Origin of the sequence: Rahnella sp. Larv3_ips, assembly GCF_003697865.1 — a bacterium.
In the GTDB taxonomy this organism is placed as follows: Bacteria; Pseudomonadota; Gammaproteobacteria; order Enterobacterales; family Enterobacteriaceae; genus Rahnella; species Rahnella rivi.
Genome location: NZ_MJIB01000021.1, coordinates 598340 through 625099, shown reverse-complemented (window position 1 = coordinate 625099; position 26760 = coordinate 598340). Strand labels below are relative to the sequence as shown.

22 protein-coding genes are annotated in these 26760 nt (G+C 56.2%); 8 read left to right on the top strand and 14 right to left on the bottom strand.

Annotated features, from left to right (window positions below):
• Nucleotides 1-23: 23 nt before the first annotated feature.
• Nucleotides 24-2393 carry a penicillin-binding protein 1C gene (pbpC, locus tag ED901_RS22355; protein WP_122097291.1) on the bottom strand — a complete coding sequence of 790 codons (2370 nt, stop codon included), beginning with the start codon at nucleotides 2391-2393 and terminating at the stop codon, nucleotides 24-26.
• Nucleotides 2394-2468: 75 nt separating this feature from the next.
• Nucleotides 2469-8471, bottom strand: a complete 6003-nt coding sequence (locus tag ED901_RS22350; protein ID WP_122097290.1) for an MG2 domain-containing protein — start codon at nucleotides 8469-8471, stop codon at nucleotides 2469-2471.
• A 275-nt stretch (nucleotides 8472-8746) separates the two neighbouring features.
• Between ED901_RS22350 and greB the strand changes: the two genes are divergently transcribed.
• The 6 genes from greB to ED901_RS22320 all read left to right on the top strand — a co-directional run bounded on the left by greB (nucleotide 8747) and on the right by ED901_RS22320 (nucleotide 15929).
• Nucleotides 8747-9220, top strand: coding sequence for a transcription elongation factor GreB (gene greB, locus ED901_RS22345; RefSeq protein WP_056775408.1), 474 nt, complete (start codon nucleotides 8747-8749; stop codon nucleotides 9218-9220).
• Between the two features lie 121 nt (nucleotides 9221-9341).
• Nucleotides 9342-11675, top strand: a complete 2334-nt coding sequence (locus ED901_RS22340) for a Tex family protein (protein ID WP_056775412.1) — start codon at nucleotides 9342-9344, stop codon at nucleotides 11673-11675.
• Between the two features lie 398 nt (nucleotides 11676-12073).
• Entirely contained in the window at nucleotides 12074-12298 is a 225-nt protein-coding gene (gene feoA, locus ED901_RS22335; RefSeq protein WP_056775414.1) for a ferrous iron transporter A, read from the top strand.
• Nucleotides 12299-12363: 65 nt separating this feature from the next.
• Nucleotides 12364-14682, top strand: coding sequence for a Fe(2+) transporter permease subunit FeoB (feoB, locus tag ED901_RS22330; RefSeq protein WP_122097289.1), 2319 nt, complete (start codon nucleotides 12364-12366; stop codon nucleotides 14680-14682).
• 8 nt (nucleotides 14683-14690) lie between these two features.
• Nucleotides 14691-14930, top strand: coding sequence for a FeoC-like transcriptional regulator (locus ED901_RS22325; RefSeq protein WP_122097288.1), 240 nt, complete (start codon nucleotides 14691-14693; stop codon nucleotides 14928-14930).
• Between the two features lie 78 nt (nucleotides 14931-15008).
• Nucleotides 15009-15929, top strand: a complete 921-nt coding sequence (locus ED901_RS22320; RefSeq protein ID WP_122097287.1) for a LysR family transcriptional regulator — start codon at nucleotides 15009-15011, stop codon at nucleotides 15927-15929.
• Here ED901_RS22320 and ED901_RS22315 read toward each other — a convergent pair.
• From ED901_RS22315 to bioH, 12 genes are all read right to left on the bottom strand, one after another.
• Nucleotides 15909-16175, bottom strand: a complete 267-nt coding sequence (locus ED901_RS22315) for a DUF2442 domain-containing protein (RefSeq protein ID WP_122097286.1) — start codon at nucleotides 16173-16175, stop codon at nucleotides 15909-15911. The genes ED901_RS22320 and ED901_RS22315 overlap by 21 nt on opposite strands.
• The gene (locus ED901_RS22310; RefSeq protein WP_072158096.1) at nucleotides 16159-16398 is read right to left on the bottom strand and encodes a DUF4160 domain-containing protein; all 240 of its coding nucleotides are present in this window, start codon (nucleotides 16396-16398) and stop codon (nucleotides 16159-16161) included. Before ED901_RS22310 ends, ED901_RS22315 begins: the two co-directional genes overlap by 17 nt.
• Before the next feature lie 100 nt (nucleotides 16399-16498).
• The gene (gene mdcH / locus ED901_RS22305) at nucleotides 16499-17434 is read right to left on the bottom strand and encodes a malonate decarboxylase subunit epsilon (protein ID WP_122097285.1); all 936 of its coding nucleotides are present in this window, start codon (nucleotides 17432-17434) and stop codon (nucleotides 16499-16501) included.
• Between the two features lie 27 nt (nucleotides 17435-17461).
• The gene (locus tag ED901_RS22300; protein ID WP_122097284.1) at nucleotides 17462-18088 is read right to left on the bottom strand and encodes a malonate decarboxylase holo-ACP synthase; all 627 of its coding nucleotides are present in this window, start codon (nucleotides 18086-18088) and stop codon (nucleotides 17462-17464) included.
• Between the two features lie 15 nt (nucleotides 18089-18103).
• The gene (locus tag ED901_RS22295) at nucleotides 18104-19066 is read right to left on the bottom strand and encodes an AEC family transporter (RefSeq protein ID WP_056775431.1); all 963 of its coding nucleotides are present in this window, start codon (nucleotides 19064-19066) and stop codon (nucleotides 18104-18106) included.
• 189 nt (nucleotides 19067-19255) lie between these two features.
• The gene (gene mdcE / locus ED901_RS22290) at nucleotides 19256-20071 is read right to left on the bottom strand and encodes a biotin-independent malonate decarboxylase subunit gamma (RefSeq protein WP_122097283.1); all 816 of its coding nucleotides are present in this window, start codon (nucleotides 20069-20071) and stop codon (nucleotides 19256-19258) included.
• Nucleotides 20068-20910, bottom strand: coding sequence for a biotin-independent malonate decarboxylase subunit beta (locus tag ED901_RS22285; RefSeq protein WP_122097282.1), 843 nt, complete (start codon nucleotides 20908-20910; stop codon nucleotides 20068-20070). The genes mdcE and ED901_RS22285 overlap by 4 nt, the downstream gene beginning before the upstream one ends.
• Nucleotides 20900-21202, bottom strand: coding sequence for a malonate decarboxylase subunit delta (locus ED901_RS22280; protein ID WP_122097281.1), 303 nt, complete (start codon nucleotides 21200-21202; stop codon nucleotides 20900-20902). The genes ED901_RS22285 and ED901_RS22280 overlap by 11 nt, the downstream gene beginning before the upstream one ends.
• A gap of 40 nt (nucleotides 21203-21242) precedes the next feature.
• Nucleotides 21243-22100: a triphosphoribosyl-dephospho-CoA synthase gene (locus ED901_RS22275; protein WP_056777135.1), complete on the bottom strand. Its 858-nt coding sequence runs from the start codon at nucleotides 22098-22100 to the stop codon at nucleotides 21243-21245.
• Nucleotides 22101-22105: 5 nt separating this feature from the next.
• Nucleotides 22106-23767: a malonate decarboxylase subunit alpha gene (mdcA, locus tag ED901_RS22270; RefSeq protein WP_122097280.1), complete on the bottom strand. Its 1662-nt coding sequence runs from the start codon at nucleotides 23765-23767 to the stop codon at nucleotides 22106-22108.
• Between the two features lie 308 nt (nucleotides 23768-24075).
• Nucleotides 24076-24345, bottom strand: coding sequence for a YdgH/BhsA/McbA-like domain containing protein (locus ED901_RS22265; protein WP_056775443.1), 270 nt, complete (start codon nucleotides 24343-24345; stop codon nucleotides 24076-24078).
• 232 nt (nucleotides 24346-24577) lie between these two features.
• Nucleotides 24578-25348: a pimeloyl-ACP methyl ester esterase BioH gene (bioH, locus tag ED901_RS22260; protein ID WP_122097279.1), complete on the bottom strand. Its 771-nt coding sequence runs from the start codon at nucleotides 25346-25348 to the stop codon at nucleotides 24578-24580.
• A gap of 46 nt (nucleotides 25349-25394) precedes the next feature.
• Between bioH and gntX the strand changes: the two genes are divergently transcribed.
• Both gntX and nfuA read left to right on the top strand, forming a co-directional pair.
• Entirely contained in the window at nucleotides 25395-26078 is a 684-nt protein-coding gene (gene gntX, locus ED901_RS22255; RefSeq protein ID WP_122097278.1) for a DNA utilization protein GntX, read from the top strand.
• A gap of 103 nt (nucleotides 26079-26181) precedes the next feature.
• Entirely contained in the window at nucleotides 26182-26757 is a 576-nt protein-coding gene (gene nfuA, locus ED901_RS22250; protein ID WP_056775453.1) for a Fe-S biogenesis protein NfuA, read from the top strand.
• Nucleotides 26758-26760: the final 3 nt, after the last annotated feature.

Sequence of the window (26760 nt, the reverse complement as noted above, 5' to 3'; positions counted from 1 at the left end):
ATTGCGCTGCCCGAATTTCACCGCTAATTCACAATCTCAATACTCACCAACCGGCTGTCCGCGCGTCCGCGATCGTCTACCGCGCGGATGCGGTATTGCCCATTATTGATAGGCTGCCAGTTAATGGCGGATTTGCTTGCGGAGCTGCCGAGATAGATATCATCGACAAACCAGTAGACGGTTTTACTGTCCGCGTCAGTGACCGCGTTGAACGAAATCCGGTCGCGCCCCTGCTGGGATTGCCGCAAGGTATACGTCGTGTTTTTAAGCGGCGAGGTAATACGCGGCGGGTTACCACTGACGTCCACACCGTTATCTTTGCAGTGACTCACCGGCGGTTTGCGCTTAGGTAAACCGGCTTGTGCAAACACGTTAGCCAGGTCCGATGGCCAGAACTCAAACACTTCAGTACGGGTTTCGTCCTCATCAAAGGGCGGACACGCCACGTCACCAGTCAGTTTATCAAGACGCACCGGGCGATAGACGGTATCGACTTTAATCGGTGATTTACCGGGAATAAACCAGGTTTTGCCCTTTTGCTGGCACCAGGGTGTCGGTAAATCACCGCTGGCCAGGCAGATATCCACCCGTTTCAGGTGTTTAGGGAATGCACGCTTCGGCTCCTGCAATGCCGGATAGCCGGCGTTGATGCTGTCGATAATATTGAAGAACAGCGGCGCTGCGGCCTCTGCGCCGACAAACACGTTATTGCCTTTACTGTCGAAATTCCCCTCCCATACCACCAGCACGTAAGGACCGAAAATCCCGACGCTCCAGGCGTCACGAAATCCCCACGAGGTGCCGGTTTTCCAGTACACGGGCAGCGCGGAAGGCTGCTGGGCCAGCGTATCGCCAGGGCGGCGGTGCTGACGCAACATGTCCAGCGTCATAAAACTGGCTTCTTCACTCAGTAACCGTACCGGTGTGGCTGTTTGTGGATCGCTCTTTTGCATCCTCAGCGGTTGCAGCACGCCGCGGTTCGCCAGCAGGGCATACAATTTTGCCAGTTCCTGCATCGTCACCTCCCCGCCGCCCAGCACCAGCGACAGGCCATAGTGGTTTTCGCTGGACATATTGGCAACGCCGGAAAGACGCAAAAACTGATAAAACGACGGCTGGCGAAGCTGCGACGCAACATACACGGCAGGAATATTGCGGCTGAAGTTCAGCGCATCCGTGGCCGTCACTGGCCCGAGAAAGCGGCGGTCGAAGTTTTCCGGCGCATAAGCACCGAAGGCTGACGGCACATCTTTCAGGATTGTCATCGGATGCAACACGCCCTGCTCCATGCCCAGCGCGTAAATAAAGGGTTTGAGCGCCGATCCCGGCGAGCGTTTGGCGTTAGTGCCGTTCACTTGCCCCTGAATACTGCGGTTGTAGTAATCCGCCGATCCCATCAGCGCCCGTACCCCCATATCGCGGCTATCGACCAGCAGCACGGCGGCATTCTGAATACCGCGACTTTGGTTACGGGTGATAAACGCGTTTACCTGACGCTCAACCAGCCGCTGCAGGCCCGCGTCCAGCGTCGTGTCGATGCGGGTATTGGTCTGAATCAGTTGCCGGTTTTGCAGCCTGAGCTGTTCGATAAAATGTGGCGCGATGTAGGGCATCCGCTCCGGCTGGCGCAGCGCCAGCGGCAATCTGAACAGTGAAATCTGGCTGGAGTCTGTGACGTAATGTGCCTGCCAGCGCTCAAACAGCCGGTTGCGTGCCTGCGTCAGCGCCGCCCCCAGTACGCCGGTATTGGCATCAATACGAAAACTCGGTGATTGCGGTAAAACAGCCAGCGTCAGCGCTTCAGGTAATGTCAGATCTTTGGGGGCCTTATTGAAATAAATCAGACTGGCGGCGCCGATGCTCTCAATGTTGCGCCCGTAGGGCGCGTAGTTCAGATAGGCTTCGAGGATGTCGTGTTTGGAATAACTCAGCTCCAGCTGAACCGCACGTAAAACCTGCATGATTTTGCCGGACGGCGTGCGGGTATTGAGATGCCAGTGCATGCGCGCCAGTTGCATGGTGATGGTCGAGCCGCCCTGCATTTTGCCGCCCGCCACATAGCTGCGCCAGAACCCACGCAGCAGGCTGACCGGGTTGAAACCGGGGTTAACGTAAAACCAGCGGTCTTCGTGCAACAGCAAACCGTTAATGGCCAGCGGAGAAACCTGTCCAAGCGGCGTCCACAAACGATAGCGGTCATCATTGGCAAGCGTGATGCGCATCAGCGTGCCCTGGCGATCGTAATAGACGGTTGAGAAAGGTTGCCCCTGCGAAAGCGGCGGATGCGGCCACAGACGGCAGACCAGCACGATCAGCGCCAGTAAAAAGACGCCCATCAGAATATTTTGCAGCAGACGTTTTGCTGTGCGGATGAATGTGGGAATGGTGATCATCTTGCTACCTGGGAAAGGTTACGCCCCGCCGTGAATGGCGGGGCGTAGTCTTCAGACAGTGCCTGGCACCCTCTGTTATTTGTTGTCAGCAGCAGGCACAACCACCAGTTTTTTATCACTGACGGAGAGCGCCTGAACTTCGCGGTCGTACATCGCCTCACCATAGGCTGGCGGGATCACAAAGCTGCCGGTATTGGTGGCTTTGATCTGATACACAAACTCCTGTACGTCGGTGCTTGCGCTGCCGTAAATCACCACGCGATCTTCACGAATATCGCTGTAGTCCGGCGCCCACGTTGAACCCGATGCCGCCAGCGGTGACTGCCAGGAAGCCGACGCTTCCGCGTCGCTGTTCTCGTCGCTGCTGTCAGACTCCGGTTCCGGTGGCGTTTGCTGAACCACTTCGAAGCCGCCCGGCAGCAAATCGACAATCGCCAGATTGCTCTGCCCTTCTTCTGAATTGGCACGGACTTTCAGATGCACGTTGATTTTCTGCCCCAGCGTGACCTGCGTGACCGCATTGCCTTTTTCATCCGTGTAATCGCGGGTGATTTCCAGACCGCGCGAAATCGCTTTCTTCGGGGCAGCCAGATCGTAACCGGCCTGCGTCACCACATACCAGGCTGGCGCATCGTTACCGTTTTCCACACGTAATGCTTTCGCATCAGCAGTGAAATTCGCTTTCGCAAACAGCCCCTGAACGCTGGAAATCAGCTGCGGTTCAACATTATTTCTTTTGCTGATCTGCGTGATTTTCAGCGCATCAGGTGCCGTTGCCTGGGCTGCCACCTGTGAGGAATAGCTCTCCAGCGCCAGAATGCTCATCGCCGAGGAATAGGTGGTGTAACGTTCCTCTTTCAGCGATTTGACCATGTTTTCCAGCACCTGCGGCGGAATGGCTGAGACTTTTTCCGGGAAGTGACGGGTGATCAGATACAGCCGCGTTGCGTCCTGCACCAGTGGGTCAAAGTAACTCTGCGTCCACCAGGCTTTGTCATACGCCTTGCTCAGTTGCTTCCACGTCGGCTGCAACAGCGTATTGGCTTCATCATCCATCTTCAGCATGCGATAAGACGACGCCAGATACAGCGCGCTGAGATCGGTTTTCCAGGTGTCCGGATAACGCTGTTGCAGTGTGTCCTGCACCGAGGCCAGTGAACTGGTGGTGATTTCACCCTGACGCGTCAGCAGATACACCGCCCATGCGCGCAGACGTAAGTTGTACAAATCATCATTCTGATTCGCCGCCAATACACGCAATGCGCCGTTGGCTTCTTCCAGCATGCCGGCTGGCAGCGCCACGCCTGCGGCTTTGGCTTCCAGCAAATACTGCACCACATAAGGCGTGACGAACGGATCGGTTTCCGGCGACGAACGCCACAGACCTATCGCGCCGCTGTCGTTCTGACGTGAACGCAGGATTGCCAGCATGTCTTTCAATTTCTTACTGGTTTCAGCCTGACTCAGACTGCCTTTCATTTCCGGATGCAGCCCTTCGAGGATCATCGGAACCGAACGGCTGACAATCTGCTCCGAACAGTAGTACGGATAATCCGCCAGATACTGCGACAACCCGTTGGTCAGCACCAGTGGCGAGTTGGAAACTGCCGCTTTGCGCACCGAATATGCATCAAACATCTGACGCAGGTTATCGACGTTCTGGCTGCTGCCGCTCATACGTCCCATCACCGACTGCGTGCGGAACGGCATCGCAGGTCGCACCGACGTGCTGATGGTACGGCGGCTGGTTTTATCAGCATACGTAGCGTCAAACACCAGCGGCGCATCGCCCGGCAGGGCTTTGGCGCGCAGACGGAAGTTGATTACGCCTTCGCGTTTTTCGGCCAGCGACAGGTTCTGATCGGCTTTACCGACCACTTCCAGTTGTGGCGGCACGGTCAGGTGGATCGCCACCGGAATGCTTTTTCCGTTCAAACCTTCGAGGTTATTGCTGACCCCGACACTGACGTCAAACTCATCGCCCGGCGCCACCATCGACGGCACATTCGGCGTCATGATGAAGTTGTCGCGCACCGTTGCGGACGTTTGCGCTTTACCGATTTTGTCCGGCGTGACGGAAATTGCCATCACGCGGATTTTACCGTTGAAGTAATCCGGCACCTGGTAATCGAACTGCTTCTCGCCATTTACTTCGGTAATGCCAGACCAGTACGCCACCGGCTTATCGCGTTTACGTTTGAACGGATTGACGTTCAGATCCAGCCCTTCACCGGCGTCCCCGCCCGGCGCGGCGGCCAGCTGCATCAGCTTGCTGAACTCCGGCAGGATAAGGTCGAGGATTTGCGAGCTTTCCACGCCAAGCTCGCGTTTACGGAAGAAATACTCCAGCGGATCTTTCAGGCGATAACGCGCCACCTGCAAAATCCCCTCATCGACGGCAAACAGCGCAACCTGCTGCGGGCCGTCTGTCATCACGGTCATCGCCAGGTTTTCGCCCGGTTTAATCACTTCAGGCGCATCAACTTCGAGGTAGTTCTGCCGCGCTTTGGTACTGATTTTGAATGGCATTACGCCGTAGCTGAGCGGGCTCATGAAGATTTCGTCGGAATTCACATCGCGTACGAACTGCACGTTGATATAGCCGTTGCCTTCCATGCCCGCAGGGACGCGGATTTTCTGCACCGAACTGGTGGTATCGGTGTGGAACCACTGCCAGCTGTAGACTTTATCTTTCTCGATGGTGATAAGGCCACTGCCGGTATACGGCGCGTTAACCGACACCTCGATTTCCTCGCCCGGCAGATATTCGCCCTGATTCAGTTTCAGCTTCAGTTCGGCATTTCTGTCCAGCGAACGGCTGAGGTTGGCATTACCGGCGACGGTATAGCCAATGCGGTTCAGCACGTTGCCCTGTGCGTCTTCAACCACCAGCACGAAATCACCCGGTTTGTCCGTCGCCAGCGTCAGGTCATTGCCCTGCGCGGTGAGTGACAGCGGCTGTTCCGACAGCTGCACTTCCTTCATTTTGGACTGATATTTATAAACGCCGGAATCCTGTTTGGTCAGCACCGAAATGTATTTCTGTTCGATCAGTGCAACTTTCAGCGCAGGCAGCGCAATCTGTTTCAGCGTCGGATCAACCGCAATCACATTGAGATGACGCACCGCACTGCGGTTGATGTACCCCAGATCGCCGTCCGGTTTAACGCCGACCAGATAATCATACGGCGACACTAAAACCCGCGCGGTAGCGGAAACTGAACGCCCGCCACCGGCCACAAACGCCTCGGACAGCAACTGCAACTGGTAGGTCGCGTCAGCATAGGATTTCAGGTCCAGCGGAATGTTCGCCGCGCCTTTTTCATCGGTGGTGCGGTCTTCCAGTTCTGTTTCGAAGCCGTCGCTGTTCTGGCGGTTCTCATAGAAGGCATATTCCGGAAACTGATCAAAGCTCGGATACATCGGGCGCAGCGTCAGTTTCGACGTCACGCGGCGATCTTGTGCCGGTGTGCCAAACAAATTTTGCACGTCGATATTGGCCTGCAATTCCGACGGTTTCACCCAGCCCTGCTTGCGCTCAGGCGTCAGCTGGAGTTTTACCTTCAGCTGGTCCGGCTCGAACTCTTTCACATTGACGGAGGTATGCCCCAGCAGCGTAGAAGATTCATTGTCTTTGCCGATCAGATACAGATAGACGTTCCATTCGCCGGTAGGCGAATTATCATCAGTCGTGTAACTGAGTTCGTTAAAACCACTGGCACCGAGCGTCAGCGGTACAGTGCTCATCAGCTTATCGCGCGGATCGTGGATCTCAGCGCGAACCGGCACACCGGCCAGCCCGTTACTCCAGTCAGCGGCGCGGGTGATCAGGCCGATATTAAACGTATCGCCCGGACGATAAACACCGCGATCCGAGAACAGATAGCTGCTCAGCGTGCGCGGATCGTTCGGCGTGATTTCGCCATCAATGTCAAAACGCGAGAAGTCCAGGCCACGATCGTTATCGCGATCGGCAGGCAGGAAGGAGACATCGCCCTCTTTCTCTGCCAGGAACATCACCGGCTGGCGCTCGCTGGTATAAACGTCCAGCGCCGGGAAACGCACATGGCCGTCGGCACCGGTGGTTTGCGTCAGCAGCGTGACGCCATTTTTCGCAATCACCGAGACTTTCGCATTCGCCACCGGCGTACCGCTGTGAATTGACTGCACAAACACATCACGGGTTTTATCCTGCGAACGCTTGGCAATAATCCCCAGATCGGTCACAACGACAAAGCGGGAATCGCCCACAGAGGGTTCGTCACTGCTCTCTTCTTCCTGATAGACGTTGCCGTCATCATCTGCGGCCGGTTTTTCTTCTTTCTTCTTCGGATCCCATTCCGACAGCGTCAGCAGGAATACGCCACGGTGCGAGTTGGGATCGGTCGAAAGATAGCGTGAGAGATCAACGCCCTGATAATTCACCTCACCCGGTTTATCGTTATTTACCGCCGTCTGATACTTGAAGTGCTCAGTAAAATACTCGTCATTCAGGCGGTTAAATTCTGCGGAGGAATACTGACGGCTTTTGAAGGAAACGATGTGCTGCAACTGGCCTGGGATCACCCGTTTGATGTCCAGACGCATTCCCGGCACGTTACGCGCCGCAACGCTGATTTGCTTGTCACCGTTGACCGACAGCAGCGAGCCCTGCGACATAAATTGCAGAGACTTCGGATAATCCGGAACCTGCACGATACGGTAGAGTTTTTCCGGCATTTTGTAGCCGCCGGAGGAGGTCAGCACGTTATCAATTTCCACCAGCATTGAGCGGTGCGCAGGGGCATCAAAGCGGAAGCTGAACTGCGGCTGAAAATCACTTTCGGCGTCATTGAGCTGAATATTCAGCGGCGTGGACAGCGCCAGCACGTTATTTTCGATGCTTTGCACTTCCCAGCTGGCGTAGTCGTCCGGGCCGGTACCGGCTTCGGGTTCATTCGGATCGTGCTGCGGCAACAGCCAGACTTTCACCGCGCGGCGAATGTCTTTGTCTTTGACCGCATCGCTGAAACCGACAATCAGTGCACGCTGGCCTTTCGCCCCGTCAGCATCCACGACCTGCGCGCTGGCTTCATTTACCGTCAGGCTGTAAAGCGTCGGCACGGAAACCACACCATTTCTGGCTTGTGTCGTGGCGTTCGATGCCACCGAGGCTTTCACGCCCTCACCGATCGAGACGCGCACGGAGCCGCCGTGATCAAGCGATTTCAGCGGTTCGGAATGCACCCACGCATTGAGTTTTTTCTGGTCGTAGACCACGGAGTAATTGAGCTTCGACTCGGTTTTGGCTTTCCCTTCGGTCAGGCCAAGCGCGATTTGCTTTTCAAAGCTGGCCACATCCACCGGTGCATTAAATCTGACGTTGAAAATGGCACTGCGTTTTTGCGGATCCTGCGGGTCCTGGTAATACTCCGTTTCCCCAAGCTGATAATCAAACGCTGGCGCAGTGAATTCATAGCGCGTCACGGGCAGTTTGATTTGCGGGGCGAGTAACACGTCAGGCGTGAAATTCACTTCATATCGGGTGCCCATTGGCAGCGGTTTTTTCGGCGTGAATGCCAGCGTGTAGCCACTCAGCCATTTCCACTCGCCTTCCACGGCAGGTTTCAGGGAAATCCCTTTCTCGACCACTTTGCCAACATCGGTCAGCGGTGCAGCGGAGTTTTTGAAGTAAAACGACACCTGCTGCGGCGCCAGTTTCTGTGCGGCGTAGTTCACCGCTTCCGGGCCACTGACCCGCACGCTGGTTTCCTGATAGACCATCGGTGCCGGTTCAATCGGCTGCGGACGGTTTAACCACCAGTGCCAGCCATAAACGCCCGCGCCTGCCGCGCACAGCAACACCAGAATCGTCAGGCTGATGGCTTTCGGGTGTTTATCCACCCCGCCTTCCAGGCGTGCAAAACCACGCTTCAGCCCGCCGGATATTGCCGTCCACCAGACCGGCGCACGCCAGTCGATATTGCCGACAACAGGTTTAAAGACGCGCCCAAGCAGACCCAAAATGAAGGCCAGCGCGCGGAGAACACCTTTTATCAATGTAAAAGGCAGACGAAGTAAGAATTTGAGTAAATCCATTTGTAGCTGTACCCCTAATCCCTGTGACCCATAACCAGAAGTTATTTTTTATGAAACTATTATAAAATTCAGAATATTGCGTAAACGGTGAACAGAATATAAACCCACGCTATCGCGGCGAAGGATAATAATTATTCGACTAAAAAGCCATCACATAAAGCGTAGCAGTCCGGCAGATTTTTCGGCCAATTTCTGCACTGTCAGCGATGCAAATGTGTGAAACAATGGTCGCAGAAATTTTTGAAAAATTAACCGCGTGGAAGGCAACAGCCAGCATGAAGACCAAACTGATTACCCGCGAAGGCTACGACAAGCTCAAAACGGAGCTGGATTTCCTGTGGCGGGAAGAGCGTCCTGAGGTGACTAAAAAAGTCACCTGGGCCGCAAGCCTCGGCGATCGCAGCGAAAATGCTGATTACCAGTACAACAAAAAGCGCCTGCGCGAGATCGACCGCCGCATCCGCTATCTGACCAAATGCATGGAACAGCTGCGCATTGTCGATTACTCGCCGCAGCAGGACGGCAAAGTGTTCTTTGGCGCATGGGTAGAAGTGGAAAACGACGACGGCGACATCAAGCGTTTTCGCATCGTTGGCTATGACGAAATCTTTGGCCGCAAAGACTATATTTCTATCGACTCCCCGATGGCGCGTGCGCTGCTGAAAAAGGAAGTCGGTGACAGCCTGGTGGTCACCACACCGGTTGGCGATGCGACCTGGTACGTCAATGACATTGACTACGTGAAATGATCAGCTAACTCTCAAAACGCACAGCGCAATGGCCTGATGGCTGGCATTTTCAGCCTTCAAACCGTATAACTGTGCCCCTGCTTTTACGTCACTCACTAACGAAAAAACTGATACCAGACCTATGAATGATCAACTGAGCCGCATTATCGCAAGTGAATTGCAGGTTCGCCCGGAGCAGGTTGCTTCCGTGGTGCGTCTGCTGGATGAAGGTAATACCGTGCCGTTTATTGCGCGGTATCGTAAGGAAGTCACCGGTGGGTTGGATGATACCCAACTGCGTCAGTTGGACTCCCGTCTGGGCTATCTGCGTGAGCTGGAAGACCGTCGTCAGACCATCCTCAAATCCATCGAAGAACAGGGCAAGCTGAGCGACGATTTGGCGAAAGCCATCCGTACCACGCTGAGCAAAACCGAGCTGGAAGATCTCTACCTGCCGTTCAAACCCAAGCGCCGCACGCGCGGGCAAATCGCGATCGAAGCCGGTCTGGAACCGCTGGCAGAATTGCTGTGGAACGAGCCGCAAAACGAGCCGGATGCCGCCGCCGCCAAATTTATCGATGCCGATAAAGGCGTGGCCGACACCAAAGCGGCGCTCGATGGCGCGCGTTACATTCTGATGGAGCGCTTCGCCGAAGATGCGGGGCTGCTGGCGAAAGTCCGCGATTATTTGTGGAAAAACGCTCACCTGACCTCCCGCATGGTCGAAGGCAAAGAGCAGGAAGGCGCGAAATTCCGCGACTATTTCGATCACCACGAACCTATTTCTCAGGTACCTTCGCACCGCGCACTGGCGATGTTCCGTGGCCGTAACGAAGGTATCCTGCAACTGGCGCTGAATGCCGATCCGCAGCACGACGAGCCGCCGAAAGAGAGCTACGCGGAACAGCTGATCATCGATCACCTGGGTCTTCGCCTGAACAACGCGCCTGCCGACGTCTGGCGCCGTGCAGTGGTCAACTGGACCTGGCGCATCAAAGTGCTGCTGCACCTTGAAACTGAACTGATGGGCACCGTGCGTGAACGCGCCGAAGATGAAGCCATTAACGTCTTTGCCCGCAACATGCACGATTTGCTGATGGCGGCACCCGCCGGGATGCGCGCCACCATGGGCCTCGATCCGGGCTTGCGTACCGGTGTCAAAGTGGCCGTTGTGGATAACACCGGCAAACTGGTGGATATCGACACGGTTTATCCCCATACCGGACAGGCGGCCAAAGCCGCGCAGCAGGTTGCCGCGCTGTGCATCAAACATAATGTTGAGCTGGTGGCGATCGGTAACGGTACCGCGTCCCGCGAAACAGAACGTTTCTTCCTCGAGCTGCAAAAACAGTTCCCGGCGGTAAAAGCGCAGAAAGTGATTGTCAGTGAAGCCGGTGCGTCGGTGTATTCCGCCTCCGAACTGGCCGCGCTGGAATTCCCGGATCTGGACGTTTCCATTCGCGGCGCGGTGTCTATCGCCCGGCGCTTACAGGATCCACTTGCAGAACTGGTGAAAATCGACCCGAAATCTATCGGTGTCGGCCAGTATCAGCACGACGTCAGCCAGTCACAGCTGGCGAAAAAACTCGATACCGTGGTCGAAGACTGCGTGAACGCCGTGGGTGTGGATCTCAACACCGCGTCCGTACCGCTGCTGACCCGCGTGGCTGGCCTGACCCGCATGATGGCGCAGAATATTGTTAACTGGCGCGATGAAAACGGTCAGTTCCGTAACCGTGAACAACTGCTGAAAGTCAGCCGTCTGGGGCCGAAAGCCTTCGAACAGTGCGCGGGCTTCCTGCGTATCAATCACGGCGACAACCCGCTCGATGCCTCAACGGTTCACCCGGAAACCTATCCGGTGGTCGAACGTATTCTGGCCGCGACGCAGCTGGCACTGAAAGATCTGATGGGCGATTCCAATGCGCTGCGCGGTCTGAAAGCCAGCGAATTCACCGATGAGCAATTTGGTGTGCCGACCGTCACCGACATCATCAAAGAGCTGGAAAAACCGGGGCACGATCCGCGTCCTGAGTTCAAGACAGCGACCTTTGCCGATGGCGTGGAAACCATGAATGACCTGATGCCGGGCATGATCCTCGAAGGCTCCGTCACCAACGTCACCAACTTCGGCGCATTCGTGGACATCGGCGTTCATCAGGACGGTCTGGTGCACATTTCATCTCTGGCAAACAAATTCGTCGAAGATCCGCACACCGTGGTGAAAGCCGGCGATATCGTGAAAGTCAAAGTGATGGAAGTCGATCTGCAACGTAAGCGTATTGCGCTGACCATGCGTCTGGACGAGCAACCGGGCGAAGCACCGGCGCGCCGTTCATCGGCACCGGCTGCGGCCAGCCCGCGCGATGGGCAGAAACGTCCCGCACAAAACAAACCGGCAGGCCGCAATGCGGCACCGGCGGGCAATAACGCGATGGCCGATGCGCTGGCCGCCGCACTGGGCAAAAAACGCTAATTTTTTCGTTTTCTCCTGCCAACCGAAAGCCGCTGAATTTTAGCGGCTTTTTTTATGTACTTTATTTCGACACTTTTTAAAGTCTCTCCTATTGAATCAATCACTGCGGTAAATCAATAAATCGGCCTTTGCACAGGCATAGGATAGCGACGCGGTAGGGACATCCGTGAAGAGGCACGCCTCTTTTCTTTTTGTCTCTTCATGCGTACTAATTATGATAACTATTTTCGTTTGTACTACTTTGCGTATTCAGTACGCCGTCGGTTTCAGACTGACATTTTGCACCAGGGACAATTTCTGAGCAGTATTTCGCAACTAAGTGGGATCACCGGGCACGGAAGCGCGGCGTAGCATTTGTCACGCTGCCCCCAACATGCCTGAACGCTTCGCGAGGAACTATGCAACTTCAATCAAAACGTGCTTACAAAATCACCGGCTTTTCTCATGAGATCAGCCCGGCCTACCGCCAAAAACTGCTGTCGCTCGGCATGCTGCCAGGGTCATTCTTCAACATCATCCGCGTGGCACCGATGGGCGACCCGGTACAAATCGAAACCCGCCGCACCAGCCTGGTGGTTCGCAGAAAAGATCTCGATCTGCTCAAACTCGAAATGCTGGCCTGACTTTTTTGCGCAGGTCGCTCTGATCCCCTGCGCGTTTCTCCTTTCTCACACGTAGATCTGAACGTATGAAAGCACTGACCATTGGCCTGATTGGTAATCCCAATTCAGGTAAAACGACCCTTTTCAATCAGCTGACCGGTTCACGCCAACGCGTGGGCAACTGGGCTGGCGTGACCGTCGAGCGCAAAGAAGGCCAGTTCGCCACCGGAGAACACAAAGTCACGCTGGTGGATTTACCGGGCACCTACTCCCTGACCACCATTTCCGAGCAAACCTCGCTCGACGAACAAATTGCCTGCCACTACATTCTTAGCGGCGACGCCGATCTGATGATCAACGTGGTGGATGCCTCGAACCTTGAGCGCAATCTCTACCTGACGCTGCAACTGCTCGAACTCGGCATTCCCTGCATCGTCGCACTGAACATGCTCGACATCGCCAACATCCAGAACATCCATATTGATATCCCGGCGCTCTCCGCGCGTCTGGGTTGCCCGGTGATCGCGCTGGTATCAACACGCGCGTCAGGCATCAAAGAGCTGAAAGCGGCTATCGACCAGCTGCCGCCCGCCACCGCTATGGAGCGCGTGGTTTACCACCCCATTCTGCAACAGGAAGTGGACGCGCTTGCCAGCGATATGCCGGCAGAAATGGCGCTGCAACAGCGTCGCTGGCTGGCGCTGCAAATTCTCGAAGGCGATATTTACAGCCAGAGTCACGCGGGTAACGCGCAACAGCGGCTGCCAGAAGTGAAAGCCCGGCTCGCCGCGCAGCAACTGGATGACCCCGCGCTGCTGATCGCCGATGCGCGCTACCAGTGCATTGCCGCCCTGAGTGCCGACATCAGTAACTCGCATCTCACCGCGCCGAATAAACTGACGCAGGTGCTGGATCGCGTGATCCTCAACCGTTTCCTCGGCGTGCCGATTTTCCTGCTGGTGATGTACCTGATGTTCGTTCTGGCAATCAACATCGGCGGCGCACTGCAACCGATTTTCGATATCGGCTCAGCGGCGATTTTCATTCAGGGCATGCAGTGGATCGGATTTACCCTGCACTTCCCGCAGTGGCTGACCATTTTCCTGGCACAGGGGATTGGTGGCGGTATCAACACCGTGCTGCCGCTGGTGCCGCAAATCGGCATGATGTATCTGTTCCTCTCCTTCCTTGAAGACTCCGGTTATATGGCCCGCGCGGCCTTCGTGATGGACAGACTGATGCAGGCGCTCGGTCTTCCTGGCAAATCTTTCGTGCCGCTGATTGTCGGTTTCGGCTGTAACGTGCCGTCGATTATGGGTGCCCGTACGCTGGATGCGCCGCGTGAACGCCTTATCACCGTCATGATGGCGCCGTTTATGTCCTGCGGCGCGCGTCTGGCGATTTTCGCCGTGTTTTCCGCCGCATTCTTCGGCCAGGACGGCGCGTCGATTGTCTTCTCGCTGTATCTGCTGGGAATTGTGGTCGCCATCCTGACCGGTCTGCTGCTGAAATACACCATCATGCGCGGTGAAGCCTCGCCGTTTGTGATGGAGCTGCCGGTGTATCACGTTCCGCATCTGAAAAGTCTGCTGCTGCAAACCTGGCAGCGTCTGAAAGGTTTCGTGCTGCGCGCCGGTAAAGTGATTGTGATTGCGAGTATTTTCATCGGCGCGCTGAACAGCTTCTCTTTCAGCGGTAAGGCGGTGAATAACATCAATGACTCCGCGCTGGCATCGGTCAGTAAAGTGCTGACGCCGGTGCTCTCACCGATGGGCGTGCACCCTGACAACTGGCAGGCCACCGTCGGCCTGGTGACCGGTGCGATGGCGAAAGAAGTGGTAGTCGGTACGCTGAACACGCTCTACACCGCCGAACACATCACCAATGAAGAATTCGACGCCGCCAGTTTCAACCTGCCCGACGAACTGCGCGGTGCCGTAAACGAAACCTGGCAGGGCCTGAAAGACACCTTCAGCATCAGCGTGCTCTCCAACCCGATCGAAGCCAGTAAAGGCGACGGCGAGATGGGCGTCAGTTCAATGGGCGTGATGAGCAGCAAATTTGGCTCAGCGATTTCGGCCTACAGCTATCTGATCTTCGTGCTGCTGTACGTGCCTTGCGTATCGGTGATGGGCGCTATCGCCCGTGAAACCAGCCGCAGCTGGATGACGTTCTCCATCTTCTGGGGGCTGAACGTGGCTTATTCTCTGGCGACACTGTTCTATCAGGCGGCCACGTTCAGCAGCCATCCGACGCACAGTGCGACCATCATCCTTATCGTACTTATCTTTAACGCGCTGGTGCTCACCGCCCTGCGCAAAGCCCGCAGCCGCGTCAGCGTTCACCTGCAACCGCGTCATGCTGCGGCCTGCTGTGCACCGGCGACCGGCAGTGATTGCCATTAGGAGGCGCGATGGCCAGTCTGATTCAGGTACGTGACAGCCTCGCACTGGCTGGCCGGGCAGATGCCCGCCAGCTCAGCCGGCAACTCAACACACCGCAACCGCTGGTGCAGGCGATGCTGGAAAAGCTGGTCGCCATGCAAAAAGCCGAGGCGATAGACGCCGACGACAGCTGCCTTTCCGGCGGCTGTAAAAGCTGCGCCGAAGGCAAAAAGTGCCTGACGGTCAGCTACCGGTTAATCCCGCAGTAATTCGATTTTTTCCTAAATAGCCGCGTTGCGGCTATCATCACAGGTCGCAACGGCCGCCAACGTGCCGCAGGAGCCTGCATGATCGACAGTGAAATCACTTTTCGCAAACTCGAAATTTTCCTCGCCTATATGGAAAAACAGAACATCAGCCGCGCCGCCGAACAGCTCGGGCTGAGCAGCGTCAGCGTGCATCGCGCCCTGCATTCGCTCGAAGAGGGGTTACGCTGCCCGCTGTTTATCCATAAAGGCCGTAACCTGCTGCCGCTGCCCGCCGCTGAAGCATTGCTGGAACACGCCACGCAGGTCATCGAACAGATGGAACACGGCATTCAGGCCACGCAACGCGCCGCCGGATTTGGGGATAAACGTCTCAAACTGGGCACGCTGTATTCCCTGACATTGGAAACGATCCCCCGCCTGATCATGGGGCTGAAGCTGCGCCGTCCGGAGCTTGAGCTGGAACTGGTGATGGGTTCGAACAATGATTTACTGCACAAACTGGAAGACGGTCAGCTGGATGCCATCCTGATTTCGACCAGCGATTCCAACGTTGATGCCCAGCGCTACGATCAGCTGCCGTTGTTCCAGGATGATATTTTTCTCGCCGCCCCGGCCAGTGCAGAACTGGCAAGCGAAGGCACGGCGGATTTACGCGATTATAAGCAGGAAAAATTCGTCTCACTGGCGGAAGGGTTCGCCACTTATCACGGCTTTCAGGAAGCGTTTCAGGTTGCCGGATTCGAGCCGGACATCGTCACACGGGTGAATGATATTTTTTCGATGCTGAGTCTGGTGCAGGCGGGCGTCGGGTACACGCTCATTCCTGGCAGAATGAAAGGTGTGTATGAAAATACGGTGAAACTCCTGCCGCTGGCCGAAGCCTACCAGATGCGTCAGACCATCTCACTGGTCTTCCCGCACAGCCGCGAGCACGATCCGAACCTGCTCGCCCTCGCAGCCGAAAGCCGGATGTATGCGTTAGCGAGCAGAAAGCGCTGACAAACTGGTGAGTGTTGCCGGTTTAGCGATCGGCTTTCCCACGATTAAACCCTCAATAGAAATATCTTCATCCAGTGCATCCCAATGCAAACCATAAGCACTGGTTTCATAAGCCTGACGCTGCGCGGGTGTTGCATTCAGCAGGATCGGGAACTGCGTCAGCGATACCGCCAGGACTTGTCCATCTTCAAGAGTGACCCACATCGTACTATCATCGAACCGAACACTTTTAGGCGAAATATTCATTCCATGCTCCTTGAAAGACCGTCTGATAAATATTTGTTATCGTTATGATTTCCCTGACTTCTCTGGAAGAAAAACCTGTCTGACGACACATGGCAACGGGCGCCAGCCAAAGTTTGGCCTCTTTATGGCCGGATCTTACATGAATATGATGAGGTTCAGGTGGGTTTCCCTCATTGGAGTAAAAGAAAAAACGATAATTTTTTAAGCGCAGAATAACTGGCATGTTGGTGACTTCCCTGTGTTAACGGTTCGGTAAAAACAAAAAACCTTTCATTCAGGAAAGATTTTTATTCCGCAGTATCACCAACCTATCATGCCTTTAATCAGCGTTCGTTTTCCCGTAACCGCGTTGCGAGACGTCCCGCAACCTGCAGGCCGGACTGGCATAAAGAGAGCGCTTCGCCCTGCTCCATTGCGCGGCGGGTCAGGCCAGTCAGCACCGCGCCCGGTGGCATTTCAATTGCCAGCCGCACATCGCGCTGATACGCCGCCACCATGGCGTCACGCCAGTTCACAGTGCGCGCCATGTTCATCGCCAGATCGTCGGCGATTTTCTCCGGCTGCCAGTAAACGCGGCCAGTGGTGCCGCTGAGATAACCGCAGGTCGGGCGGGAAATCGAAATTTCTTTAAACGCTTCCACCAGCTTCGCCGCTGGCTCATCCAGCAACGCACAATGCGACGGCACACTGACCGCAAGCTGATGCGTTTTCTGCGCGCCCAGCCCTTTGGCAAGCTGCATCACCTGCACCATGGCGGCGTCGCTGCCCGCAATCACCAGTTGGTCTTCCGCGTTGATATTGGCAAGAAACACCGGCGACGTGGCGCTGTTTACCTGCGCCACCAGCCCCTCAACCTGCATCTGACGCAGACCGGTGATGGCCGAAAGGCCAAAGCCCTGCGGATAAGCCTGCTGCATCAGTTCACCGCGCAGCGCAACCAGCCGGACGGCTTCGGAGAAATCGAGTGCACCTGCCACCACGGCGGCGGGAAATGCACCAATCGACAGCCCGCTGCAAAAATCTGCCTCAATGCCTTCGGCCTGACATTGCTTCGCCCACACCACACCGGCAATCAGTAAACACAGTTGTACCGCGCGGGTAGAACGCAACGCATCGGCGGTATCGAGCAGCAGAACATCTTCGCCCAGCGCGAGGCTGGCTTGTGCGATCAGGGAATGGGTGAGCGGATTATCCGGCAGACGATGCAGCATGTGCGGCACCTGCGGCCCTTGTCCGGGAAAGGTAAATAGGATTTTCATCGTGCTCCTTGCTTCTTTTGGCCGGTATCATTCTGCTGGCGGTTGCCACGGGTCACGCACCAGCAACGGGCCGGACGCCGTTTTCAGCATGATGTCCCCGCCACGCAGCCATTCGCTGAGGGCAAATCCCCCTTGCGGCGTAGTGATCTGAACATCGGCGCGGCAGGGAAGCCGCTGAAGCTGGTCGTAAAAATCGGAAAAATGAGAAGCGTCCACCGGTGTGTCGCAGCGCACCAGTAAATCGAGATCGCTGTCGGCATGCATGACCGGGAGGTCACTGGCCAGCGCGTAAGCACAACTGCCGGTCACCCCCCACCGGAAAGGCAGTTGCAGATTGCACAACGTAATCAGCGCCTGCACCGGTTGTCGTGACACAAACGGCGAATGCAGTAACAGGTTGATGTCGCTGACCAGTGATTCCGGTGTAACTGCCCGCACCACCGCCGCCGGGTCAATCCAGGCAGCGGCACGCTGAATGCGGGTCAGCCCGCGAATACCCACCGGGATTGCGCCGTCAGCACGTTTATCGCGACGCACCACCAGCGGCAGCGCCGTGCGCCAGCCGGTGTTTACCCACGCGGGTAAAACGTCGTCGCTTTGCATCGCAGAACGGTCGCTGATCCAGACAAAATCATGGGCTCGCGGGTCACACATATTTCCCCCTTTCTGTTAGTGAAGTGCGGCTGTCAGTGAGATAAACAGCGGCAAGGTCACGATACATAATACGGAACTGATCAGCAGTGACGCTTCGGCATCCGGAGACTGCACCCCGAAACGGTTACCGAACACGATACCGAAGAAACCGGCAGACAATGCAATCATCAAAATAGCGGTGACCGCCACCTGACCGCTCAGGCCGAATGCCAGTACCAGACCCCAGGCGATGAACGGCTGGATCAGGTTTTTGGCGACACAAGACAACAGCACCGGCGCGTTAATTTTCAGTTTACGGGCTGACAGGATCACACCGGTCAGGAACAGCGCAGAGGCGGTGGCTGACAGACCCAGCGGCTTAATCGATGCCAGGAAAATTTCCGGCATTTTAATGCCAATCGCTGACAGGATCACGCCCAGAAGCGGTGCCCAGACGATCGGTTTTTTCACTGAACGCCACATCAGCACCGGCAGCAGTGCCAGAGAAGACCCCTGATTTTCACCACTCAGACGGGCTTTTTCACGTTCGAGAATCAGCAGACAGAACGGCGTCATCAGCACAGAACCGCAGGCGATAGATACCGCAACGGACAGTGAAGTCGACGGCGCATCGCCCATCACGCTGCTCAGAATAGGCAAACCGAGCGCTGCATAGTTAGGCAGTGCGACGGTCAGCGTCAGAACGGCAGCGTCCTGCGGAGACTTGTTGAAGACTTTGGTGCAAATAAAATAAATCGCCGCGTAGGTGATCCACATCGCCAGAACCAGCACCAGAATCAGCGGTGACTGCTCGACAATGCCTGACCACGGCGTTTGTACGGTCGCTGCAAACAGCGCAGCGGGTAAAGCGAAATCCATCACGAAAATATTCAGTAAAGAGACATTCTGGTTATCCACCATTTTCGCTTTCCCGGCGTAAAAACCGAGGATCATGATGACGAAAATAGGGGCAAGCGCGTGCAATATTACGTAAGTCATAGCGATATTCCTGAGACAAAAATGAATGCTCAGTCAGCGCCGGTGCGATGGTTTTTTTAGTATGACAGTCCAGTTGCAGACAACAGCAGGTCCCAGCCCGGACGGTATGTCTGGGCGGGAACCCGCAATGCGGCTGCGTCACGCTGTTTGCAGGTGCGTTACCGGTTAAGACTGAAAGTTATTAATGAATTACCATTCCTGGCGCATCTGCTGGCGAACGCGCTGCGAACTTGCGCGATTTTCTGCACCCAGACGGTTGCTGAGGCTAACGCCTTCTTTGCGTGCGTCCTGGATGTTTTGCCAGACCGTGTTTTCGACACGGGCGATATCGTCAGGGGTGGCATTGTCCGGGTCTGCGATGTCGAGTAATTGCGACAGCAGGCCCAGCGTGGCGTAGTTTTCGATGTCGTAAGCCATCGGTGGAATGGTGGCGGCCAGTTTTTCCAGCGCCTCCACGGAGCGTAAAGTGATACGTGCGGCGGATTCTTTCCCCATCGCATGGATCATCACGCCGTTGTTTTTAAAGGCGATCAGTTTGTTGGCCTGATAACCGTGCGCCAGAAACGCACCGGACATGGCTTTGCCGACAATCAGCCCGATGACAGGATGCCCGGCCAGTCGTGCTTTGGCGTAAGCGCCTGCGGCACCGGCCAGCGCCTGATGAATGCCGAACGCCTCTTCGCGGCGGCCATACGCCTGACTTGGCACATCGATCACCGCCACGATGGCGCGTTTGGTGCTGGCGTTAGCGTCAGCGTCAATCACGTCGTTGACCACTTTTGCCAGATTCCAGCCTTCGAGCAGGCCGACTTCGCCGCCCGCGGCACGCGGATACTGGTTATTTTTGTCCGGCACCACGGCGATGAAACGCACGGTCTGGTCATTCATTTTGCCGTCAGCCGCTTTCACCGAAGGGCAAAGACCGCTAACCGGTGTGGCGTCTTTGGTCAGTTGTGCGAACCAGTAATCACCCCGGCTGGCTGCGTTGCTATTGATAGTGCTCATGCGCGATCCTCCCGGTTAAACAGGGCTTCCGTCACATCACGGCTGGCCTGCTGCGCGGTGTCAAAACCGGTCAGTTTTGGCAGGTAATAATCATAATTATCAGAACGGTGTGTGGCCGGAACGCCTTTTTTAATGAAGTCCAGCACGGTTGATTTCACCTGTGCGAGGGAATCTTTCACCAGCGCATCCACAAAGCCGCTGTGATAACGCACTTCGCCACCGGTCATGCTCCAGATAAACGGACGGTCGCGGGAATCGTATTCATCGATACCGGCTTCCTGTTCGATAACCTGCGGGCCATTCAGACCCAGACGGGCTTCACGGGTGACAATCAGATAACTGCACAGCGCAGCGGCAATCGACATCCCGCCAAAGCAACCGACGGTACCGGCCACCACGCCAATCACCGGCGTGTAGCGGCGTAAATCAACGATAGCGGCATGAATATCCGCGATCGCCGCCAGCCCCAGATTGGCTTCCTGCAAACGCACACCGCCGGTTTCGAGCAGCAGAACCGCCTGCGTCGGGATGCCGTTGCGGTTATCTTCTGCGGCCATTTCCAGCGCAGCGGCCATTTTGGCCCCGGACACTTCGCCCATGCTGCCGCCCTGGAAGCTGCCTTCAATCGCCACAACCACGGCGGGCTGGCCGTTAATCTGGCCTTTGGCGACCACCATGCCGTCGTCGGCCTGCGGAACGATGCCCTGCGGTTCCAGCCACGGAGACATAATGCGTTCAAACGGGCCAAGCAGTTCACGGAAAGTCCCGGCGTCCAGCAGTTTGCGGGCGCGCTGACGGGCACTCAGCTCGATAAAGCTCTGATCAGCATCAGTTTGCATGTTCAGCCTCCTCAAAGACCTGTTCGATACGCAGACGGGCAACCCCTGGTGTGGCGCCAAAATCATTGATGTCGAGACGCCCGGCCGGTAATTCACGCAGGGTGCTCAGACGGTCAAAAAAGTTCTGCCATAAGGTATGGCTGCCGTCGACCGAGGTGGTGACGATAATGTTCAGCTCATTGACTGTTTTTGGTTCATACAGCGCTTCTAAATCGCCGGAACCTACCACGCCTGCTTCGGCGCGGCCTGCCAGCGGTTTTGCCGCCGGGTAATTAAATTCAAAACGTTCCATAACACCTCTTTGTACTGATGTTAGTTAATGCGTATCCGGTTCAGGCCACGCTGACGCGGTCAAGAAACAGCGTCGCGGCCAGTAAATCGGCGGCACCACCGGGTGATGTGTTGTCGGCCAGCATGCGGTGCTCGAGATGGCGTAATAACTGTTTGCCCGCCATCGTTCTCATCCCGCCGGCATCGAGCACGGCCTGCGCGCCCTGATGCATGGCGTGCAGCGCCGGTAATCCGCCGCGTGACAACACGCAGGTATCGGAAAGCCGGGCCATGACCGCCAGTAAGGCATCGACCTGTGCTTCGCTTTCGCTGGCACCGCGAGCCCGGCTGTGATGGAGCTGCGGCAGCGCACAATGGAGAATGTGCGGGAATGCACCCTGAGCCTCTTCACGCGCACCGGGCACCTGATAACGCTGCACGGCGTGCGCACCTTTACTGAATTTTTTCGGGCTGAATGCGTCGGGCAACGCCGCAATTTTCGCGGCGCGCTGCGCAATATGCAGCGGCTGGAGATCTTCCGGCTGCATGGCGATCGCGCTGACCAGCAGCCCCATCGCCCAGATAGCGCCCCGGTGCGTGTTCACGCCGCCGGTTTCCGCCATCATCAGCGCTTCTCCCGCACGGCCCAGACGGCCCACTTCCTGACGCAGGGCGATATCCGCCGGGCGTTGCCAGCTGTGTAAAGCCAGCAAATAGAACGTGGACGTCAGACTGCGCGCCGAGCGCACCATCAGATCAAGGGTTAAATCCTGATGTGCGCCGGAACTCCGGCTGTCTACCAGCCCTGGTTTCGGGCTAAGCCGCGCTTCGTCGATCAGCGCCTGCGTCGCCGTTTCTGCCAGCCTTTCGGCCAGCTCTTGTGCTGTGAGTACAGCGCCAATCGTTAAAGTCTGCGGCATCATGATTACCAGCTACGGAATTTAGCGGGCGGGTTGTACAAACCGCCGGACCAGTCAACCAGATCGCTCACGCTGCCAGCCGCCAGTAATGAACGGGTGGCGTCGGTGCGGCGGATGCCCATGTCTTCCGGGAAGACCACCAGTTCCTGACGGCGCAGGTCAGCGACGCGTTTAGCATCAACGCCCAGACCGATGTCAGTGATCCCGGCCACGGCGGCGACCATCGCACGGCGTTCTTCCAGAGAACGGGCGCGATAGAGGTACGCGATGCCTTCTTCAGTCAGCACGTGCGTCACGTCGTCGCCGTAAATCATCACCGGCGCCAGCGGCATACCGGATTCTTTACCCACATCGACCGCTTCGAGTTTCTCAACAAACGTCGGTTTGCCGCCGGCCTGGAAGGTTTCCACCATCTGTACGACCAGTTTTTTACCGCGTGCCATGGGATCCGGCTCTTCAATCATATCCAGCCAGGCGGGCGTGGCGTGACGACGGCCATGCGGGTCATGCCCCATGTTTGGCGCGCCACCGAAACCGGCCAGACGTCCACGGGTCACGGTTGAGGAGTTAGCCAGGCCATCAACCTGCAAGGTGGAACCGATGAACATGTCTACCGCGTACTGACCTGCCATCTGGCAGAACGCGCGGTTAGAACGCATGGAGCCGTCGGAACCGGTGAAGAACACGTCCGGACGGGCGCGGATATACTCTTCCATCCCCAGCTCGCCACCGAAACAGTGAACGGTATCCACCCAGCCGCTTTCAATGGCAGGGATCAGCGTCGGATGCGGGTTCAGCGTCCAGTGTTTACAGATTTTGCCGCGCAGGCCGAGCTGTTCACCGTAGGTCGGCAGCAGCAGTTCGATGGCGGCGGTGTTAAAACCGATACCGTGGTTCAGCGACTGCACATTGTGTTTGGCGTAGATGCCTTTGATCGCCATCATCGCCATCAGCACGTGAACCGGTTTAATCAGGCGCGGATCGCGGGTGAACAGCGGTTCGATGAAGAACGGCTTGTCAGCGACAACCACGAAATCAATCCAGTCGCCCGGAATATCCACGCGTGGCAGATCGCAATCCTCTTCAACCAGTTCGTTCACCTGGGCAATCACGATACCGTTTTTAAAGGCGGCGGCTTCGACCAGCGCTGGCGTATCTTCCGTACTCGCGCCGGTGTAGAGATTCCCTTTACGGTCAGCCTTGAAGGCGGCGATAAGCGCGATGTTCGGCACCAGATCGACATACAGGCGGGAATAGAGCTCGATATAGGTGTGAATCGAACCGATTTCCATCTGACCGTCTTCCAGCAGTTGCGCGATGCGCAGGCTTTGCGGGCCGGAGAAAGCGAAATCGAGTTTGCGGGCGATGCCGCGTTCAAAGAGATCCAGATGTTCGGCGCGGCTGACGCTTGGCATGATCATATGTAAATCATGCAGTTTTTCAGGGTTCACCTTCGCCAGCGAGCGGGAAAGGAAATCAGCTTGTTTCTGGTTATTCCCTTCCATCACTACGCGGTCGCCGGAGGCAATCAGTGCTTCGAGGATAGGAATAATTTTATCGGTGGGTAACACTTTACCCTCTGCCACGGCACGGACACTGTTGAGACGCCGTTGTTTTTCATTGCGGCGGGTGTCCCACGCTTTCGTGGTCTGCGGATGTTGCGGCATGCCAAACCTCCCTGGGTTGCGCTTGCTGAAACCTTCCCGGCGTGACGAAAGAGCAGAACGGAGGGAAGTTCAGTCAAGTGGCGGTTGCATCACATTTGACCTGTTTAGGTAACGGGTTAAGTGTAGGAATCGGGGGCATTTCCATCAATAAAGTGCTCTGACACTTCGTTACTCTCAGAGTAATGATTAAAAATATCGTTGATAAATCAGGGGAATGAGGAATTCAGAAAGGGGGATGGCGCACAAATATCAGGAAATAAAAAGGGATGCACAGTGGCATCCCCGGAATCTAGTACAGAACGGACGGATTATTTGAAGACTTCAGCCGTTGCGGTGATTTTCTTTTTCTCTTGTGCCGCGATCACGACATAATATTTGCCGCCTTTCTCATCAGCCAGTTTGGACAGCTCTTCTTTAGCATCCATTGGCGCGGTGTATTCGTTGCTGGTGGTGACCACGCCCAGGCTGGTGTAACCCTTATCCTTTGCGTCTTCTTTGCTGATCATCTCAGCTGCCATTGCATTGATTGAGAATAACCCGGTCAACATTGCCGCAACGATAATTTTATTAGATTTCATGACATTACCTCTAAATTAGATGAATATTTTTCAAAGAAAGCAGTCAGGATATAAACGGCAGGTGCGAATGCGCTGGCATGACCTTCATGGTTAAACACCAGTAAACTCCCCAGAGACGCAAACAGGCAGGCGTAACAACTTACGCTTGCCACTCACTCCGTCATTATCGGCTTAAGTATTGGTCACCTTTGGAAATTATCCAGAAATTTGAAAAATATTTTTACATCCTCTTTCATTTTGTCATCAGGAAGTCTTCAACGAGTGAACAAAAAACCTCGGGATGAGAGACAAAAGGGGCATGCGCCGCTTTATTAATGATTTCGGAGCGGGACTCAGGCCACAGCGCATCCAGCAGCGGCACCACTTTGCGCGGAACCAGACCGTCGAGCGCGCCATAAATTCGCAGCACAGGCGCGGTCAGAGCGGCCATCGGCTGGCGTAAATCGACGTTGCGTAAGATCTCCAGCCCGCCGTTCAGCACGTCGACCGAAGGCATGGGCTGGCCCAGCACAATGGATTTCAGCAGACGCGCATCCTGCCGGGCGCTGTCGCTGCCCAGGGTTTGCAACGCCAGAAAACGCTCGACCGTGCGCTGAAAATCTTCACTCAGCTGATGCTGAAAACCCTGCAACACGTCAGGGCGGATGCCCGGCCACGCCTCATGCGCTGAAAAGCACGGTGACGACGCCACGGTGATCAGTTTTTCCACCCGCGCGGGCGCGCTCAGCGCAATCTGGCTGGCGACCAGCCCGCCCATTGACCAGCCGAGCCACGACGCTTTTTCCGGCGCGACCTCCAGAACCGTTTCCGCCATCGCGTCCAGCGTCATTGCCCCGAAACCCTCACTGCGGCCATAGCCCGGCAGGTCGATCAGATGCAGACAAAAATGCGGCGCAAGTCGCTCTGCGGTGTAACGCCACACTTCGGCGTTCAGCCCCCATCCGTGAAGCAGCACAAGATGGCGATCTCCTTCGCCGATTGTTTCCCGGTAAAGCGTGTTCATAGCGTATTGTCCGTGTCTGTCTGATTGGCAAAAGGAACCCGCCACTATGCTAACAATTGCCAGCCGCTGTTGGCTATGCCAGTGTCCGCTGCATCTGGCGGTACAGGGAATATGCAGCCTGTGTCTGAAAACGTTGCCCGCCGCCCCGCCCTGCTGCCCGCGCTGCGGATTGCCCTCCTCCGGCGGACATATCGATTGCGGGCGCTGCCTGCTTAAACCGCCGCCGTGGGATGCGATGATCTTCGCCTGTCCGTACGAGATGCCGGTCAGCGGGCTGGTGCTGCGGCTGAAATTCTCCAGACAGCCTGAGCTGGATACCGCGCTCGCACGCCTGCTTTTATTGCGCTGGCAGGCGCGCTGGCGTGAAAACCGGCTGCCGCGACCGGATGTGATGCTCAGCGTACCGCTGCATCAGAAGCGTTATTTCGCACGCGGGTATAATCAAAGTGAACTGCTCGCCCGCCCGCTGGCGCGCTGGCTGCACTGCGATTATCACCCCGCAGCACTCAGCCGCGACCGGCGCACGCCCCCGCAGCAAAGCCTGACTGAGCTGGAAAGGAAGTGGAATCTGCGCAAGGCATTTAGCTGCCATGAAAACCTGAAAAATAAGCACGTGATGCTGATCGACGACGTGGTCACCACCGGCAGCACGGTGAAAGAAATCGGTAAAATCCTGCGTAAACAGGGAGTTGCCTCGCTGCAAATTGGCTGCATTTGCCGCACGCTGTAAGTTTAAGCACAGGCTGCTAACACACTGGTCACACGAGGGATGACGGGTAAATGCAAAGGGCGTATTATAACCAACTGGAATAGTCAACTATTGAGCTAATGTTATGATCCTTGTTACCGATGCTGCCCAAGAGCACTTTGCCAAACTGCTGGCAAACCAGGAAGAAGGCACCCAAATCCGCGTATTCGTGATCAATCCGGGTACGCCAACCGCAGAGTGCGGTGTCTCCTATTGCCCACCCGACGCGGTTGAAGCGACGGATACCGAACTGAAGTTCGAGAAGCTGTCTGCTTTCATCGATGAATTAAGCGCGCCTTATCTGCAGGACGCGGTGATCGACTTCGTTACCGACCAGCTTGGTTCCCAGCTGACGCTGAAAGCGCCGAACGCGAAAATGCGTAAAGTGTCTGATGATGCGCCGCTGATGGAACGTGTTGAATACCAGCTGCAGTCACAGATCAACCCGCAGTTAGCCAGCCACGGCGGCCGTGTTTCCCTGATGGAAATCACCGACGACGGCATCGCTATCCTGCAATTCGGCGGCGGCTGTAACGGCTGTTCAATGATTGATGTCACCCTGAAAGACGGCATCGAGAAAGAACTGCTGCAAAACTTCCCTGAGCTGAAAGGCGTTCGCGATCTGACCGAACACCAGCGCGGCGAGCACTCGTTCTACTGATCC

Bases quoted from the DNA above. Each gene is read 5' to 3' on its own strand.
- pbpC (WP_122097291.1), bottom strand. From the start codon at position 2,393: ATGATCACCATTCCCACATTCATCCGCACAGCAAAACGTCTGCTGCAA.
- ED901_RS22350 (WP_122097290.1), bottom strand. From the start codon at position 8,471: ATGGATTTACTCAAATTCTTACTTCGTCTGCCTTTTACATTGATAAAA.
- greB (WP_056775408.1), top strand. From the start codon at position 8,747: ATGAAGACCAAACTGATTACCCGCGAAGGCTACGACAAGCTCAAAACG.
- ED901_RS22340 (WP_056775412.1), top strand. From the start codon at position 9,342: ATGAATGATCAACTGAGCCGCATTATCGCAAGTGAATTGCAGGTTCGC.
- feoA (WP_056775414.1), top strand. From the start codon at position 12,074: ATGCAACTTCAATCAAAACGTGCTTACAAAATCACCGGCTTTTCTCAT.
- feoB (WP_122097289.1), top strand. From the start codon at position 12,364: ATGAAAGCACTGACCATTGGCCTGATTGGTAATCCCAATTCAGGTAAA.
- ED901_RS22325 (WP_122097288.1), top strand. From the start codon at position 14,691: ATGGCCAGTCTGATTCAGGTACGTGACAGCCTCGCACTGGCTGGCCGG.
- ED901_RS22320 (WP_122097287.1), top strand. From the start codon at position 15,009: ATGATCGACAGTGAAATCACTTTTCGCAAACTCGAAATTTTCCTCGCC.
- ED901_RS22315 (WP_122097286.1), bottom strand. From the start codon at position 16,175: ATGAATATTTCGCCTAAAAGTGTTCGGTTCGATGATAGTACGATGTGG.
- ED901_RS22310 (WP_072158096.1), bottom strand. From the start codon at position 16,398: ATGCCAGTTATTCTGCGCTTAAAAAATTATCGTTTTTTCTTTTACTCC.
- mdcH (WP_122097285.1), bottom strand. From the start codon at position 17,434: ATGAAAATCCTATTTACCTTTCCCGGACAAGGGCCGCAGGTGCCGCAC.
- ED901_RS22300 (WP_122097284.1), bottom strand. From the start codon at position 18,088: ATGTGTGACCCGCGAGCCCATGATTTTGTCTGGATCAGCGACCGTTCT.
- ED901_RS22295 (WP_056775431.1), bottom strand. From the start codon at position 19,066: ATGACTTACGTAATATTGCACGCGCTTGCCCCTATTTTCGTCATCATG.
- mdcE (WP_122097283.1), bottom strand. From the start codon at position 20,071: ATGAGCACTATCAATAGCAACGCAGCCAGCCGGGGTGATTACTGGTTC.
- ED901_RS22285 (WP_122097282.1), bottom strand. From the start codon at position 20,910: ATGCAAACTGATGCTGATCAGAGCTTTATCGAGCTGAGTGCCCGTCAG.
- ED901_RS22280 (WP_122097281.1), bottom strand. From the start codon at position 21,202: ATGGAACGTTTTGAATTTAATTACCCGGCGGCAAAACCGCTGGCAGGC.
- ED901_RS22275 (WP_056777135.1), bottom strand. From the start codon at position 22,100: ATGCCGCAGACTTTAACGATTGGCGCTGTACTCACAGCACAAGAGCTG.
- mdcA (WP_122097280.1), bottom strand. From the start codon at position 23,767: ATGCCGCAACATCCGCAGACCACGAAAGCGTGGGACACCCGCCGCAAT.
- ED901_RS22265 (WP_056775443.1), bottom strand. From the start codon at position 24,345: ATGAAATCTAATAAAATTATCGTTGCGGCAATGTTGACCGGGTTATTC.
- bioH (WP_122097279.1), bottom strand. From the start codon at position 25,348: ATGAACACGCTTTACCGGGAAACAATCGGCGAAGGAGATCGCCATCTT.
- gntX (WP_122097278.1), top strand. From the start codon at position 25,395: ATGCTAACAATTGCCAGCCGCTGTTGGCTATGCCAGTGTCCGCTGCAT.
- nfuA (WP_056775453.1), top strand. From the start codon at position 26,182: ATGATCCTTGTTACCGATGCTGCCCAAGAGCACTTTGCCAAACTGCTG.